Source organism: Bacillus cereus group sp. BfR-BA-01355 (assembly GCF_022663675.1).
GTDB lineage: Bacteria > Bacillota > Bacilli > Bacillales > Bacillaceae_G > Bacillus_A > Bacillus_A thuringiensis_S.
In genome coordinates this window covers 25634-41430 of record NZ_JAKUFY010000046.1, presented here as the reverse complement: position 1 = coordinate 41430, position 15797 = coordinate 25634, and the positions used below count along the sequence as shown (strand labels likewise).

The window sequence follows — 15797 nt, the reverse complement described above, 5'->3', positions numbered from 1 at the left end:
ACGAAAGCACCTGACAAAACGTTAACGGCTAATCTATGTGCAGAAGCAAATAAGCGTGGGTTACTTTTATTATCAGCAGGAACGTATGGAAATGTTATACGTGTGTTAATGCCTTTAATTATTACAGATGAGCAACTTGAAGAAGGATTAACAATAATTGAAGAATCGTTGCAAGCTTGTTATGAGCAAACAAACATCGCTCGCGTTTAAAAACTGAAGTATAAATAGCAAACATTCTAGCTGACTCTATATTAAATGCAGAAAATTCACTTTATAATAAAGGTAGTGAAGTGGATCGATGGATTTGAAGTTAGGGGTGGCTAGGATGGTTGCAGAAAAGGAACGAGTGTTAATGGATTTAAAAGATGTATTTGAATATGCGTTTGACGAAATTTTTGTTACAGATGAGCAAGGGATCGTTGTGCGTGTAAATAGTACATGTGAAAGGCACTACCAACTAGCTGCCGAAGAGTTAGTGGGTAAGCATGTAAAAGAACTACAAAAGGATGGAATCTTTTATCCATCAGCGACATTAGAAGTGATTGAAAAAAAGAGGCCAATTGAACTCGTTCAAACTACAAAATCAGGAGAGTATTTACACGTTCGTACAAGGCCTGTTTTTGATGATGAGGGAAATTTAAGAAGAGTGATTAGTTATTCTCGCGACCTTACTGAACTCTATCAATTACGTCAAAAGGTAGAGGAAATGGATAATCAGCTAAAAACATATAAAAAAGAATTAAGAGAAACATATGAGCATGAAGGACTTATTTTTAAAAGTCTAGCTATGCAAAAAATAGTCGATACAATCAAAAAAGTATCTGTAGTGGATAGTACTGTTCTCGTTTTAGGCGAGACTGGAGTAGGAAAAAGTCGATTAGTACGCCATTTACATGAGGTGAGTCATCGGAAGAATGAAAGTTTCTATGAAATTAATTGTGCGGCATTGCCAACTAATTTAATTGAATCGGAGCTTTTTGGATATTCAGGTGGATCTTTTACAGGTGCAAATCGTGAAGGGAAAAAGGGACTATTAGAATCCGCGCATAAAGGAACTCTTTTTTTAGATGAAATCGGTGAAATGCCGATTGAAATTCAAGCGAAGCTTTTGCAAGTATTGCAAGAAAAAACATTTCGTCCTATAGGCGGAAGAGAATTAAAAAAAGTGGATGTTCGAATTGTCGCGGCAACAAATAGAGATTTAAGCGAGATGGTGAAACAAGGAACATTTCGGAAAGATTTATACTATCGTCTGAATGTCATTCCAATTGCAATTCCCCCGCTTAGGGAAAGAACAGAAGATATTTTACCGCTTATTTATCATTACTTGCAGCACTTTAATAAAAAGTACGGACGTGATGTGAAACTAGCACCGGGTACATTACAAATGTTTGTTGGATATCCGTGGGAAGGAAACAATAGAGAAATAGAGAATGTAATTGAGAGAATTGTTATTACTGTCGATGATGTTGTAACGGTAGAGGATTTGCCACTCTCTATGCAAGAGGCTGCAGTTGAACAATCGGGGCAAAGCCTTTATAAAATGCTGGAAGAGGTAGAGAGAAATATTATTCTTAAAGCGTATAAAACGTATGGATCAAGTTATAAAGTGGCTGAGTTTTTGCAAATTAGTCAATCTGCTGCTACTAGGAAAATTAAGAAGTTCATAGAGGGGGAAGAAAACATTGGATAAAAAGGCGACTTTCGTAAGTATAGATAAAAAGGCGATGTATATAAATGGTGAGTGGATTACACTACAAGAACAAATTGAAGTAAATAATCCTGCGACGAAGGAAATATTTGCAACTGTACCAAAAGGCGGAGTAACAGAGGCAAAGCAAGCTGTTGATGCTGCACATGAAGCTTTTAAAACGTGGTCTAAGTTAACGGCAGCGGATCGTGCAGCGAAGTTAAAAAAGTGGTTCACACTTATTGATGAAAATAAGGAAGAGATCGCAGCGATTATGACGAAGGAACAAGGAAAGCCGTTTGCAGAAGCGCTTGGTGAAGTAAATTATGCAAATAGCTTTGTTGAATGGTATGCAGAAGAGGGGAAACGTGTATATGGTGAAATGATTCCTGCTTCTCATCCGAATAAGCGCATTTTAGTTATGAAGCAACCAGTTGGCGTTATGGCAGCTATTACACCATGGAACTTTCCAGCTGCTATGATTACGAGAAAGGTAGCCCCAGCGCTTGCAGCAGGCTGTACAGCAGTTGTAAAACCTGCAAGTCAAACACCACTAACTGCATTAAAATTAGCTGAATTAGCACATGAAGCGGATATTCCAAAGGGTGTAATTAATATCGTAACAGGTAGTGCAAAAGCAATTGCTGATACGTGGATGGAAGATGGTCGTGTGCGAAAAGTGTCCTTTACAGGGTCAACGGAAATCGGAAAAGAGTTAATGGCTAGTGCGGCGCAAACGATGAAAAAAGTTTCACTTGAGTTAGGTGGTCACGCTCCGTTTATCGTAATGAATGATGCAGATTTAGATAAAGCAGTAGAAGCGGTGATTGGTTCGAAATTCCGTAACGCAGGACAAACGTGTATATGTACAAACCGAGTATTCGTTCAAGAAGAAGTATACGAAGTATTTGTAGAGAAGTTCCAAAAGGCAGTAGGGCAGTTGAAAGTAGGAGACGGTTTCGGTGACGGAACGACTGTCGGACCACTTATTGATGAGAATGCAGTTTCAAAAGTACAAGAACATATTGAAGATGCTATTCAAAAAGGTGGAACAGTTTTATATGGTGGTCAAAAGGTCGCAGAGTTAGAGGGACATTTCATTCAACCGACTGTAATTGGGTTGGCAAATGATACGATGCTTTGTATGAACGAAGAAACATTTGGGCCAGTGGCACCAGTTGCGAAATTTAAAAAAGTTGATGAAGTAATCGAACGTGCAAATAATACACCATACGGTTTAGCTGCGTATATTTTCACGAAAGACATTAGCCAAGCATTCCAAATTAGTGAAGCGCTAGAGTACGGTATTATTGGTCTAAATGACGGTCTTCCATCAGTTGCACAAGCACCATTCGGTGGCTTTAAAGAAAGTGGTATCGGCCGTGAAGGAGGCCATTTCGGCATCGAGGAATATTTAGAAATTAAATATATTTCATTAGGACTATAAGTAGTATACTAGAATCTCTATAAGGTAACAGAGAAGGAGATTCTAGTATGGTATATTGGCTATTATTACTTGTTACAATTATTTTTGAAGTGGCTGGAACAATTGCGATGAAACTATCAAATGGTTTAACAAAGCTCGTTCCAAGTGTATTGATTTTCGTATTTTATGGAATTTGTTTCAGCGTGTTCGCCATCGTTGTGAAGAAGATTCATTTAAGTATTGCTTATGCTATTTGGTCTGGCGTTGGAACATTACTTATTACAATCATTAGTGTGTATTTTTTTAAAGAGCACATTAGCTTATTCCAAGCATTTTGTATTCTTTTTATTGTTTTGGGTGTCATTGGTCTTAAGGTTTCATCGGCATCCTGAAAGCTATCTTTTGTAGAAGATAGCTTTTTTCTATTTGTGCAGTTAGCAATTAATACGACAAAATATGACAAGAAAGAGTAAAGCGTTTTGTTATGATACATATGAAATATTGTCTTATGTGGAGGAAAGAGTATGTTAAAAAAGGTGAGTCAAATTGTTTTAATTTTTGGCATAGCTTTTAGTTTAAGTGCTTGCACTGAGACTAAAGATAGTAATGAAAGTAAACAAGAAGATGTTCAAGATAAAGTGTATAAAATAGGGGAGACAGTAGACGTAGATGGTTTGCAAGTAACTATCGATTCAGTTAAATTAGGATATCCGGATTATGATGAGGATAAAAAGAAAGAAGAGATTTTGGGGGTTATTTTCAAAGTGGAAAATAATAGTAAAAAGGAAATACCTTTTGCATTTTATGAATTTGAGATTATCGATAAGAAAGGTACAAGATTTAAAGAATATAATAACCCTGATAGCTTTATTAGTAAAAAGTTAGCACCAGATGAAAAAATTCAAGATATCATGCTATTTGACGTAGCGAAAGAAAATACGTATATCGCTACGTATAGACCGGAGTTTACGCGTGAAAATAGAACGATAAAATTTGAATTGAAACCAAATAAATAAAAAACACATTGGATTATCCAATGTGTTTCTTTATGGTAATAGATTTAAAACGCCCAGTTACCTTTACGGAAGATAGGCTCATGTCTGCCATCAGCTGTAATACCATCGATATCAAGCTCAGCGGATCCAATCATGAAGTCGTTGTGTGTAATACTAGCGTTTGCACCGTTTTCAGCAAGTTCTTCTTTAGACATTGTTTTTCCGCCAACTAAGTTAAATGCATAAGCATTTCCGATTGCAAGGTGGCAAGATGCATTTTCGTCAAATAGTGTATTGTAGAATAAAACATTTGTGTTTGAAATTGGTGAGTCATGAGGTACTAAAGCTACTTCTCCTAAGAAGTGAGAACCTTCATCTGTTTCTACTAAATGTTTTAAAGCTTCTTCACCAGCTTCAGCTTTATAGTCTACGATACGTCCGTTTTCAAATGTTAACGTGAAATTATCGATAATATTACCTGCAAATACTAACGGTTTTGTACTAGAAACTTGGCCGTTTACACCTGTTTTAAGTGGCATTGTAAATACTTCTTCAGTTGGAATATTAGCCATAAATGGTACGTTCTTTTCATTTAAGCTACCAGCACCAGCCCATACATGTTTTTCTGGAAGTTCGATTGTTAAATCTGTTCCAGGACCTGTATAGTGAAGAGCTTTATAATGCTTTTCGTTTAAGTAATCCACTTTTGTATGTAATGTTTCATCATGTTCTTTCCATGCTTCTACAGGATTTTCTAAATCAGCACGAGTAGCTTTGAAAATAGCATCCCATAACTTTGCTTCTTGTTCTTCTGGCGCTATGTCAGGGAATACTTTCGCAGCCCATTCTTTCGTAGGAACAGAAATTACACACCAGCTTACTTTATCGGCTTGTACGTAATCACGGTATACTTTCATCGCTTCTCCAGCTACTTTATGAGCTGTTGCGATACGTGTTGCTTCTACACCTTTTAATAAATCAGGGTTTTCTGCATAGATAGACATAAATGCAGCGCCTTCTTTTGCTAATTCCTCACGAGCATGTGCTTTCCAAGAAGGGAATTCAGAGAAAGCTTCTTCAGGAGCTAGATCGAACTTTAAGCGTGTTAAAGTCTCATCATTCCAATCCACATATACGTGTTTTGCACCAGATTTATATGCTTTCTCTGTAACGAGGCGTACAAATTGTACAGCTTCAAGAGGTGCACTAATTGATAAAGTTTGTCCAGGTTGAATATTAACACCAACATTAACTGCAAGAGCAGCATATTTCTCTAACGTTTGTTCAAATGACATATGTATAATCTCCTTTAATTTGAAAAATTTCTTACTATATATAATACAAGAAAATTCTAAAAATATATATAAATATAGCGCAAAAAGAGAGCTCAAAATGTATTGAGCTCTTACATTTACTTAATTGAAGAAGCAAATTGCTCTACAGTCGTTGTATGGTGTATACGAACGCGCTTCATCTTTAACAATTCATCAGGTTCACCCTTCGTAATGAATTGCCCAGGCTTTGTCGTCGTCGCAAATTGATAATACTTCTTCGTTTCTGCAACAACCTTATCATCTACATGGCCGAATGGATATGCGATTGCGATAACAGGCTTACCTGTTATTTTTTCTAGCTTTTCTTTTGAACCTTTTAACTCTTCCTCATAGTTTGTAATTTTCGGCAAGTCTGCATGTGTTGCAGTATGAGATTGCACCGAGAAAATGCCGGAATCAACCATTTCTTTTATTTCAGAAGTAGACAATGCTCCTTCTACATCAACGTTATCAACAATCATATATTCTGTTGCTGCCGGTTTGAAAGTATCATCTTTTAGCTTTTGTAAAACGCGAAATGCATTCATATTATTTTTCATACCGTCATCAAATGTAACGAAAATCGGCTTATTTACTTTATTTATATCACTCCAGCGTTCAAACGTTAACAGCGTATAACCATTGTCCTTTAAATGTTTCATTTGTGCTTCAAAGTTAGCTGGTGATACGAATAAGTCTTTAATACCTTGACCATGATAATCATCAATTGCGTGATACATAAGAACAGGAACCTTTTGTTCGAAAGTAATAGTAGATTTCGTAAGCGAGATTGTTTTCCCATCTTCTTTCATTCCTGTTGCTTCAATTTGGAACTCACCGCGTTTTCCTTCAAATTCTTTTATATCAAAAGGAAGTGTAAATTGTTTCTCTTTTTCTTTAGAAGAAAAAGATTTAGCACTTTCCTTTCCATCAGCTGTGCGCCAAATTTTATATTGTACCTCAGTTAAATTATCTTTTATATCTGTCATATGAATAGTAGTGTCTGTAGATTCGTATGTGATGGGAGTATAAGAAATTTTACCTTGTTCTTGTACAGTCTCTTTTTGTTTAGCTACTTCTTGAACCTTTTTCTCTTTTTTAGGTTCTTGGCTTACATTGCTAGTATTGCAGCCTGCTAGAATGGCAGACGTACATAAAGCAATTGTTGCGTATTTTCTCATAAAAATCACCTTCTATTGTGTAGTATGTTGCATATTGACATTAAAATCCCCACCGCTATAAGAGTGGTGGGGATATACCCTTGTTCATCATATCATTTGAAGAAAATGAGGGGAATATGATTTTTAGGAGGCTATTAAGGTAATAGATTAGTGACTTTGAATAGATGTATTTTTTTGTTTCTTATTAGAATTAATAATAATATAACCGACTACAAAGATAAGAGGAATAATAAAGACATAGATAGGCATTCCCCATACATAATAGCTTTTTAGGGTTAAGACTAGTAAATGTAAGAAATCGACAAGGGCATGAATTTTCATAAGGTCCTCCAATAAGTTTTTTACAAATTATAACATTTAAAACTTATTATTTGTATAATTTGGAAAGTGATTTAAGCTAATTTTAAAGTAAGAAGAAGACTTATTAATATGCAATTTTGCATACGGGTATGGATTCTATTAAAATATAAAGATTTTATACTATAATAAAAACCGCTATAAAACTAAGTAAGGATAATGTATGGAGTGGAGAATAGAAATGAAATATAAAAAAATAATATATATCTTTTTCATATCGCTATTTATAGTTGGTTGTCAAAGTGAAGTGAGTAAAGCAAATAGTGTGGAAGAGTATATTCCATCGCATCTTATGAATGCGGAAGTGACGGCGGATATTATGACACTAGAGATGGATCGTGATACACGTAAAAAAGTAGAGGTTATTACTAAAAAGATGAGTGATCATGTAAAGAATGATAAAGGGTGGTACATAAACTATATATCAGGGCATATAGATAAACAGGTGAAGCCGTATCATCCTAACTTTGGTATTACAGAAGAAGAATATAACTTTTTTAGAAACGCCGTTGAGAATAGTAGTTTATCTAATACAAGTGATGGAAAACTTCAATTTAAGCAAAAAAGTAACCATGAAATTGAAATTGTTTCAAGTAGAAACCTAGAACTATTCCAGCATCTAGTAATTGATACAGAGAAGAATATAATAAAAACTTCTTTTGGAGAATGTCAGTATGTTGGAGAAATAAAGCCATCTTCAGAAAAAAGAATATTAGGTCGAGTAAATGGCAAACAATGGATGTTACAAAAAGAAAATTTAATCTATTTATTCTCTTTAGGAAAGCTTGAAGGAGAAGATAAATCTGTTATGGTTATTTCAGTAAAAGGCATACACGAAGGAAAACTTATTAGTAACGAGGAAGTAGTCGAATTCCGTTCGATTTCATAAAGAATCAAAAAAATCACCTTACTCGTTAAAGTAAGGTGATTTTTTATTAAATAAACAATCCAGCGATTGTTGCAGATAAAATAGAAGCAAGTGTTGATGCAAATAGCATTTTCCAACCAAATTTAGAAACAACGCTTCCTTGTTTTTCAGAAAGGGCACGGATTGTACCAACGATTGCACCAATTTGGCTAATACTTGCGAAGCTAATTAAGAATACTGTAACGATTCCAACTGTACGTGGAGCTAATGTTGTAGCTGTGTCTTTTAAATCAAGGATTGCTACAAACTCGTTTAAAACAATCTTCGTACCCATAATACCACCAGCTGGGATAATATCTTGAGTTGGAATACCCATTAAGAATGCGAATGGAGAAAGTACGTAACCGAAGATTTGTTGTAAAGTAACAGCATGTCCCATTGCGCCTGAAGCTGCACTAATTACGTAGTTTACAACTTCCATCACACCGATAAAGGCGATCATTAATGCGGCAACGATACCAGCTACTTTTAAACCATCAAGCGCACCGTTAATCATTGCGCCGATAAAGCTGTCTCCGAATAGAGTTCTATCAAATTTTTGAATCACTTCATCTTCTTTTTTCGTATCAACTGGTGTTAATAACGAACAAACGATTAAGCTTGAGAATAAGTTTAGCGGAAGAGCTGCTAGTACGTATTTTGCATCTAACATCATTACGTATGATGCTGTAACAGAAGCAGAAACGGAGCTCATCGCAGAACAACAAATGATAAACATACGATTTTTATTGAAATGCTGTAAATCGTTTTTAATGACGATTAACGCTTCACTTGAACCGAAGAATACAGAGTTTACTGCGTGGAATGACTCAACGCGTGGCAAACCAGTAATTTTTGAAATTGCACCGCCGACAACACGAACGATGAATGGTAAAACACCTAAATAACTAAAGATTGAAAGTAGTGCTGAGAAAAATACGATAATTAATAATACGTTTAAGAAAAAGACAAAATCTCTGTGAATTCCATTAAAGAGAAAATCGACACCTGTCGTACCAAGTTTAATTAGTTTGTTGAAAACTTTACTAATGAAAATAATGATTTGTTGACCAATCTTTGTAGCAAACATAAACCAACCGATTAAAATTTGGAAACCAATCATAATTGCAATTGCACGGAAGTTGATTTTACTTTTGTTGTTTGACAAAGCAAAACATAAACCTAACACGGCAAGAATACCGATAATGCTCATTACATATTGCATGTAGTTGCCCCTTTCAGAAGTTCGTATAAAGTTTGTACATAAAACGTTCGTTATATTACTAAAAATAAAAGAACGAGGTTTTATGTCATACGTAAGATGTCTGACCTTTTAGAAAAATAAAAATAAAAAAAGACCCATATGGATTCACTTTCATCTATGAGAGAAAGCTAATCAATATGAGTCCTTTTTTACGCATAGGCTAATATTCATTAGTTTTCCCCATAGTCCAGCAATTTAAGGTTGCCGGGTAGAAACTCTCGATCCATATTATCAAGTATATATGAGGTAACATCGTCCGTATTAAATTAGTAGTAGCGTAACATTAACAGAGAAGTATCGTCAATAGCTTTTTTTCTTCCAATAGAAAAAGACCATATAAGTATGATAAAATGTAACGCAGTGTTATGAAAAAGAGAGGTCGGAAAATGAGTACTAAAATGACGCCACCAGTTGAGAAAAACGAGTTTATAGATGTAGTATTTGAAGATTTAACACATGATGGTGCCGGTGTTGCGAAAGTAAAGGGCTATCCTATTTTCGTTAAAAACGGATTACCAGGTGAAGAAGCGCAAATTAAAATTATTAAAGTGAAGAAAAACTTTGCATTTGGTCGTTTAATGAAGCTTCATACAGAAAGTCCATATCGTAAAGATGCAGAGTGCCCGGTATATAACCAGTGCGGCGGTTGTCAGCTTCAGCACTTAACTTATGAAGGACAATTACAGGCGAAAGAAAAGCAAGTACGTGACGTTATGCAGCGCATCGGAGGAATAGGCGATGTTCCTGTTCATCCTGTACTTGGTATGAAGAACCCGTGGGTATACCGCAATAAAGCACAAGTACCAATCGGAGAACGTGAAGGTGGGCTTGTAGCTGGTTTCTATCGTCAAGGAACGCATGACATCATTAATATGGAATCATGCTTAATTCAGGCAGAAGAAAACGATACATTAATTCAAGAAGTAAAACGTATTTGTGAAAAGCACGGTATCACTGCGTACAACGAAGAGCGTAACAAAGGAACACTTCGTCACGTAATGGCTCGTTACGGACAAGTAACAGGGGAAATTATGCTTGTCTTCATTACACGTACAGCAGAACTACCAAACAAAAAAGCAATTATTGAAGAAATTGCAGCGAAATTCCCAGAAGTAAAATCGATTGTTCAAAACGTAAATACGAAGCGTACGAATGTAATTTTCGGAGATAAAACGACAGTACTGTACGGATCAGAATATATTTATGACTTTATCGGTGACATTAAATTTGCGATTTCAGCACGTTCATTCTATCAAGTAAACCCAGAACAAACGAAAGTGCTATACGATAAAACGTTAGAATACGCAAAATTAAATGGTAACGAAACAGTAATCGATGCCTATTGCGGAATCGGATCAATCTCGTTATTCCTAGCGCAAAAAGCGAAAAAAGTGTACGGCGTTGAAATCGTCCCAGAAGCAATCGAAGACGCAAACCGAAACGCAGCACTAAACAACATGACAAACGCTGAATTTGGCGTAGGAGAAGCAGAAGTAGTCATTCCAAAATGGTACAAAGAAGGCGTAATCGCCGACACAATGGTCGTAGATCCACCGCGTAAAGGCTGTGACGAAGCATTACTAAACACAATCATCGACATGAAGCCAAACCGCGTCGTATACGTATCGTGTAACCCAGCAACATTAGCACGTGACTTAAAAGTACTAGAAGAAGGCGGATATAAAACACAGGAAGTACAGCCTGTTGATATGTTCCCGCATACGACTCATGTGGAGTGTGTGGCTTGGCTTAAGTTAGTATAATAGGAAAGCAGTTGATATAGGAAAATCTATACCATCTGCTTTTTGGTTTACAAAAATACCATTCATAAGCGATTTTAGTTAAAATAAATATTGCTGATTTTCACAAATTATAAATTGAGATTTTGAAATTGTATTCATAGTGAGAGGATTTGAATTTGAAATGATAGATAATTTTTGGCGTGAATTACCACGACCATTTTTCGTACTTGCACCAATGGAAGATGTGACAGACGTTGTTTTCCGTCACGTAGTAAGTGAGGCTGGTCGTCCAGATGTATTCTTTACAGAGTTCACAAACTCAGATAGCTATTGTCATCCAGAAGGTATGAAAAGTGTACGTGGTCGTTTAATTTTTACAGAAGATGAACAGCCAATGGTGGCACATATTTGGGGAGATAATCCTGAATATTTCCGTCAAATGAGTATTGGTATGGCAGAGTTAGGATTTAAAGGCATTGATATTAATATGGGCTGCCCTGTACCGAATGTAGCATCAAGAGGAAAAGGTAGTGGTCTTATTCTACGTCCAGACGTTGCAGCAGAACTTATTCAAGCTGCAAAAGCAGGCGGACTACCTGTCAGCGTAAAAACACGACTTGGCTTTAAAGCGTTAAGTGAGTGGGAGGATTGGTTAACGCACATTTTCAAACAAGATATTGCGAACCTTTCTATTCATTTACGCACAAGAGAAGAAATGAGCCAAGTAGATGCGCATTGGGAACTAATTCCGGAAATTAAAAAATTACGTGACCGTATCGCACCAAATACGTTAATAACAATCAATGGAGACATCCTTGATCGTAAAATGGGACTGGAACTTGCTGAAAAATACGGCATTGATGGTGTAATGATCGGACGAGGCATCTTCAAAAATCCATTTGCTTTTGAAAAAGAGCCAAGAGAGCATAGCAGTAAAGAGCATCTAGATCTTTTAAGACTACAACTTGATCTTCAAGATCAATATGCAGAAGTACTGCCACGCTCAATCACAGGACTTCACCGCTTCTTCAAAATTTATGTGAAGGGCTTCCCAGGAGCTGCGGAATTGAGAAATCAATTGATGAGTACGAAATCGACCAATGAGGTGCGTGCTTTGTTGGATAAGTTTGAGGATAGTGTTGGTGTTGCTCAGGATAGTGAGACGGTTTAACTTTTAAGCAGTTAAATCATTTCATATGTAGTGTATGACATGAGTGAGTTGAAAATAAGCGTAGAGCTGGAAAAGAACAGTGTATTTGAGAAATCAAAGCACTGTTTTTTTCTTTTAGTTAATGTTAAGAGAGAAATCTTTTTAAAGGCATATAAAAAACACGTAAGAGCTCTGTAGATACAATGATAGAGAAAAGTTCGGGTAAGACTATAAAACATATCTTTAAAATGTTAAAGTATTAATTTAGCGGACAATAACTAAAAGGTTAGATTTAAACATGATAATTTAAAGCACGTTATAGGATAAACTTTAACTGCTGAATAAATAATCAACATTTCAGGAGGAAACCCAATGGCAATGAGCAACAACGATATATTAAAAAGAGTACGATACGCTTTAGATATAAGAGATATAGATATGGTGGAAATCTTTAAACTCGGCGGGATGGAAGTAACGAAAGAAGACGTAGTTGATATGCTTACAAAAATAAAGAGAGCTCCTCAGCATGAAGCTGAAGATGCGGATGTAATCGAAGATGAGTACGTAAAAACATGCGATATGATGATGTTAGAGGCATTTTTCAATGGATTTATTACTTTAAAAAGAGGAAAGCAAGATCCGAAACCAGGGCAGCCTGCACCTGTACAGAGTAAGGAGAGTGCCAATAACCTTCTTCTAAAGAAAATGAAAATCGCACTATCTTTAACGAGTGAGGATGTACTTGATATATTAGATAGCGTAGGCGTTACGGTAACAAAAGGAGAGTTAGGCGCTCTATTAAGAAAAAAAGGTCATAAAAATTACAAAGAGTGCGGCGATAGATACGCAAGGAATTTCATTAAGGGATTAGGTGTAAAGTATAGAGGATAATGAGTTCGTTAAAGCAGTAAATGATATAATAGGTAGAGTAGGACGTTCGTATCCTACTCTTTTTTATTTGTAAAAATACTATGCTAGGTGATGAAATGGTACATACATATTTAGGTGAGACAATTAATTTTCATATAACTTATAAGAAGAAAAAGTCCGTGCGTCTTTTTGTGGATTCGTATGGAAATGTGGAAGTGCAGGCTCCGAAAGGGACACCTGTTGAATACTTAGTCCAGTTGCTAGAGGAAAAGTGGGATTGGATTCAGACAACTCGTAAGGAAATGGCGGAGCGAGCGCGTGGACCACAGGAAAAGGATTACGATCAAGGAGAAGGCTTTTTGTATTTAGGGAATACGTATCCGATACAGATTTCCCAAGATGCAAGTATTGAGCAAGACAATGCGATTTTTGAAGGGGATAAGTTACATATTTATGTAAAAGAGCTAAAGGATGAGAAAATACAGCAAGCTTTAAAACGATTTTACTATAAGCAGTGTAAATCTTTAGTAGAGAAGAGTATTAAAGCGCATCAAAGTAATTTCAAAACAAAACCACGTTCTATTCGTATTACAGATAGTAGTCGTACTTGGGGTACTTGCGATTCGAATTTACAACTAACATTCAATTGGAAGCTAGCAATGGCACCACAGCGAGTAATTGACTATGTAGTCGTTCATGAAATGTGTCATATGGTTCATTTAAATCATGATCGCTCTTTTTGGCGTCTTGTCGGGAAGATAATGCCTGATTATAAGGAAATGGAGAACTGGTTAGCTTTATCTAGTTGGAAGATGACGGTCTAATGTTGCGCTTTGTATAGGTTGCAATTATTGTCAATCTTTGTCGGTAAGTCGATATATTTCGAAAATCGCTGATATATTTAGAGTTGCGCCGATATATTTTGAAAATCGCTGATATATTTGGAGTTGCTATCGATATGTTCAATGAAGAGAAAGTAAAAGGAGATGTCATAGCAGACATCTCCTTTTTTCGAGTATATAGATTATCGCCCAAACTTCACAATGAAAGTATCTGCTGTTTTCTCCATCTCATACCCACGATACCCCTCCGAAAGCAAAGCCTGCTGTCCACTAGCATCACTCATTAGAATACTTTGAACATCCGCCCAATCTCTTTCATTATCTCCGCGCAATTTCTTCACAAAAACATACCGCAGACTACCACCATACTTTTCCTTCAACACAGCAATCTCCATCCCTTGCGCAAATTTATCCTTCAAACTCGGGATGTTAAAAGGAGCAACGGTGCAGCATACATAATCATATTTGCTATCTTCTTTTTGCAATTCGTCCATGATGACGTTTGCTAATATTTTTTGCATACCATTTCCTCGGCAGTTCGGATGAACGTTTGAGATTTCTTGATAGATGACGCGGTGCAGTTCACTTTCTGGCAAACCAATATCAAGCCCTAAATGTTCATCATCGATAGGCGGGACGAGTAGAGCGCGAAATGCGATGAGTTCGTTTTCGATAAAAGCACCGATCATCATGCCGTTTCCTTTTAGAATGTATTGAAATTCTTCTTGTGAGAGTGGTTGTAAACGACTTTTATCTTCTAGTGCTTCAACTACAATGTTTTGTAGTGATAAAATTTGTTCGATGTGCTCTAGTGATAGTAATGTAACGTGAAATGATTCGTTATTTTGTTTTAATGTTCCTTCGTATAGAACCGTCATATGATAGTCCTCCTTTAGCGTACAACGTCTTGAAAGACGGTTAGTTCTTGTAGTGTATCTTCGTTTATTTCAATGCCGAGTCCCGGCTTTTCGTTTAAGCGAATGAATGGTACATCGTAATGTAAGTTTCCGATGTCTTTTGTGAATTTTAATGGTCCTGTTAGCTCTACGCTCGTAATGATTTTCTTTGAGAAAGCGACATGGAATCCTGCGGAAGAGGCAACAGAGGATTCGACCATTGATCCCACTTGGCATTCAATGCCGGCCATTTCAGCTTGATGAGCGAGCTTTACAGCTGGATATATGCCGCCGCATTTCATTAGTTTTATATTCACTTTATCGGCAGCTTCTAATTTAATAATTTGGCGCATTTCACGAGAACTTTTTAGTCCTTCATCAATCATAAGCGGGAGATCTGTTTTAGAACGAATATGAGCCATGGCATCAATATCGTCCGCGATAACAGGTTGTTCAATCCAGTCAATGTTTAAATGTCCTAATGAACGCAGTGCTGTTAATGTGTTCGCGCTATTTTTCCAGCCTTGGTTTACATCAATGCGAATAGCGATGTCATTTCCTACACGTTCTCGTACAGCTTCAATACGTTTCACATCTTCTTTTACATTCGTACCAACTTTCATTTTGAAAGATTGGTAACCTTTTTGAATCATAGAAGCAGCTTCTTCAGCCATATCTTCAGGATCGGCAATACTTAAAACGTGAGTGACAGGGAATTCTTCATGATAGCGCCCACCAATTAATTGATATACAGGTTGATTTAGTTTTTTGCCCATTATATCAAAACAAGCAATATCAATTGCGGCTTTCGCTGTTGGAACACCGTAAATTGTATTGTCCATCATGTCGTGTATTTTTTCGATATTCATTGGATTTTTCCCGATTAGAGCAGGGGTTAGCGTATGTTTTAAAGTATGGAAAGTACTTTCCCATGATTCACCTGTGACGTGATCATCAGCAACGCCTTCACCGTAACCGATAATACCTTCATCTGTTTCCATTTTGACGATAATAGAGGGCATATCAGGATAAGAGCCATAACTAATAACAAACGGACTGCGAAGCGGTAAACGAATTGCGTAAAGATGAATAGCTGTAATTTTCATTGAATAGAAACTCCTTCCTGTTTACAATAGTTTTATACATTTGATATAGTTGACGTTA

15 protein-coding genes and 1 riboswitch are annotated in these 15797 nt (G+C 36.4%); of the genes, 10 read left to right on the top strand and 5 right to left on the bottom strand.

Features of this window, described 5'->3' with window-relative positions:
• The 5 genes from MR167_RS16675 to MR167_RS16655 form a co-directional block, all read left to right on the top strand.
• The coding region (locus MR167_RS16675; RefSeq protein ID WP_346657770.1) for an aminotransferase class III-fold pyridoxal phosphate-dependent enzyme at window positions 1-210 on the top strand (210 nt) is incomplete at its 5' end.
• Between the two features lie 115 nt (window positions 211-325).
• Window positions 326-1693 (top strand): sigma-54 interaction domain-containing protein, encoded by a 1368-nt coding sequence (locus tag MR167_RS16670; RefSeq protein ID WP_000225139.1) that lies wholly within the window; start codon window positions 326-328, stop codon window positions 1691-1693.
• A complete protein-coding gene (gene gabD / locus MR167_RS16665; RefSeq protein WP_000358123.1) occupies window positions 1686-3137 on the top strand; it encodes an NADP-dependent succinate-semialdehyde dehydrogenase in 1452 nt (483 codons plus the stop codon). The genes MR167_RS16670 and gabD overlap by 8 nt, the downstream gene beginning before the upstream one ends.
• Before the next feature lie 47 nt (window positions 3138-3184).
• Entirely contained in the window at window positions 3185-3508 is a 324-nt protein-coding gene (locus MR167_RS16660; RefSeq protein WP_000263262.1) for a DMT family transporter, read from the top strand.
• A 132-nt stretch (window positions 3509-3640) separates the two neighbouring features.
• Window positions 3641-4132 carry a DUF4352 domain-containing protein gene (locus MR167_RS16655; RefSeq protein ID WP_000915107.1) on the top strand — a complete coding sequence of 164 codons (492 nt, stop codon included), beginning with the start codon at window positions 3641-3643 and terminating at the stop codon, window positions 4130-4132.
• Window positions 4133-4176: 44 nt separating this feature from the next.
• Here MR167_RS16655 and MR167_RS16650 read toward each other — a convergent pair whose 3' ends face one another.
• Together MR167_RS16650 and MR167_RS16645 are read right to left on the bottom strand one after the other, a co-directional pair.
• On the bottom strand, window positions 4177-5406 hold the full coding sequence (locus MR167_RS16650; RefSeq protein WP_016078573.1) for an aminopeptidase: 1230 nt from the start codon (window positions 5404-5406) through the stop codon (window positions 4177-4179).
• Window positions 5407-5522: 116 nt separating this feature from the next.
• A complete protein-coding gene (locus tag MR167_RS16645) occupies window positions 5523-6605 on the bottom strand; it encodes a polysaccharide deacetylase family protein (RefSeq protein ID WP_199670341.1) in 1083 nt (360 codons plus the stop codon).
• 538 nt (window positions 6606-7143) lie between these two features.
• On the opposite strand from MR167_RS16645, the gene MR167_RS16640 reads away from it, so the two are divergent.
• Complete coding sequence (locus tag MR167_RS16640) at window positions 7144-7851, top strand: hypothetical protein (RefSeq protein ID WP_199670340.1); 708 nt, start codon at window positions 7144-7146, stop codon at window positions 7849-7851.
• 46 nt (window positions 7852-7897) lie between these two features.
• Here the strand turns inward: MR167_RS16640 and MR167_RS16635 are convergent, their stop codons facing one another.
• Entirely contained in the window at window positions 7898-9094 is a 1197-nt protein-coding gene (locus MR167_RS16635) for a NupC/NupG family nucleoside CNT transporter (protein WP_001200491.1), read from the bottom strand.
• A gap of 202 nt (window positions 9095-9296) precedes the next feature.
• Window positions 9297-9398: riboswitch (purine riboswitch) on the bottom strand.
• A gap of 121 nt (window positions 9399-9519) precedes the next feature.
• Here MR167_RS16635 and rlmD point away from each other — a divergent pair.
• The 4 genes from rlmD (at window position 9520) to MR167_RS16615 (ending at window position 13719) form a co-directional block, all read left to right on the top strand.
• On the top strand, window positions 9520-10896 hold the full coding sequence (rlmD, locus tag MR167_RS16630) for a 23S rRNA (uracil(1939)-C(5))-methyltransferase RlmD (protein ID WP_053565387.1): 1377 nt from the start codon (window positions 9520-9522) through the stop codon (window positions 10894-10896).
• Window positions 10897-11056: 160 nt separating this feature from the next.
• Entirely contained in the window at window positions 11057-12046 is a 990-nt protein-coding gene (locus MR167_RS16625) for a tRNA dihydrouridine synthase (RefSeq protein WP_000566702.1), read from the top strand.
• Window positions 12047-12397: 351 nt separating this feature from the next.
• On the top strand, window positions 12398-12916 hold the full coding sequence (locus MR167_RS16620; RefSeq protein ID WP_001251723.1) for a YehS family protein: 519 nt from the start codon (window positions 12398-12400) through the stop codon (window positions 12914-12916).
• A 95-nt stretch (window positions 12917-13011) separates the two neighbouring features.
• A complete protein-coding gene (locus MR167_RS16615; protein WP_000233759.1) occupies window positions 13012-13719 on the top strand; it encodes a M48 family metallopeptidase in 708 nt (235 codons plus the stop codon).
• Between the two features lie 200 nt (window positions 13720-13919).
• Here MR167_RS16615 and MR167_RS16610 read toward each other — a convergent pair whose 3' ends face one another.
• Both MR167_RS16610 and MR167_RS16605 read right to left on the bottom strand, forming a co-directional pair.
• Window positions 13920-14615, bottom strand: a complete 696-nt coding sequence (locus MR167_RS16610; protein ID WP_242315028.1) for a GNAT family N-acetyltransferase — start codon at window positions 14613-14615, stop codon at window positions 13920-13922.
• A gap of 14 nt (window positions 14616-14629) precedes the next feature.
• On the bottom strand, window positions 14630-15739 hold the full coding sequence (locus tag MR167_RS16605) for a mandelate racemase/muconate lactonizing enzyme family protein (protein ID WP_242315026.1): 1110 nt from the start codon (window positions 15737-15739) through the stop codon (window positions 14630-14632).
• Window positions 15740-15797 lie beyond the last annotated feature (58 nt).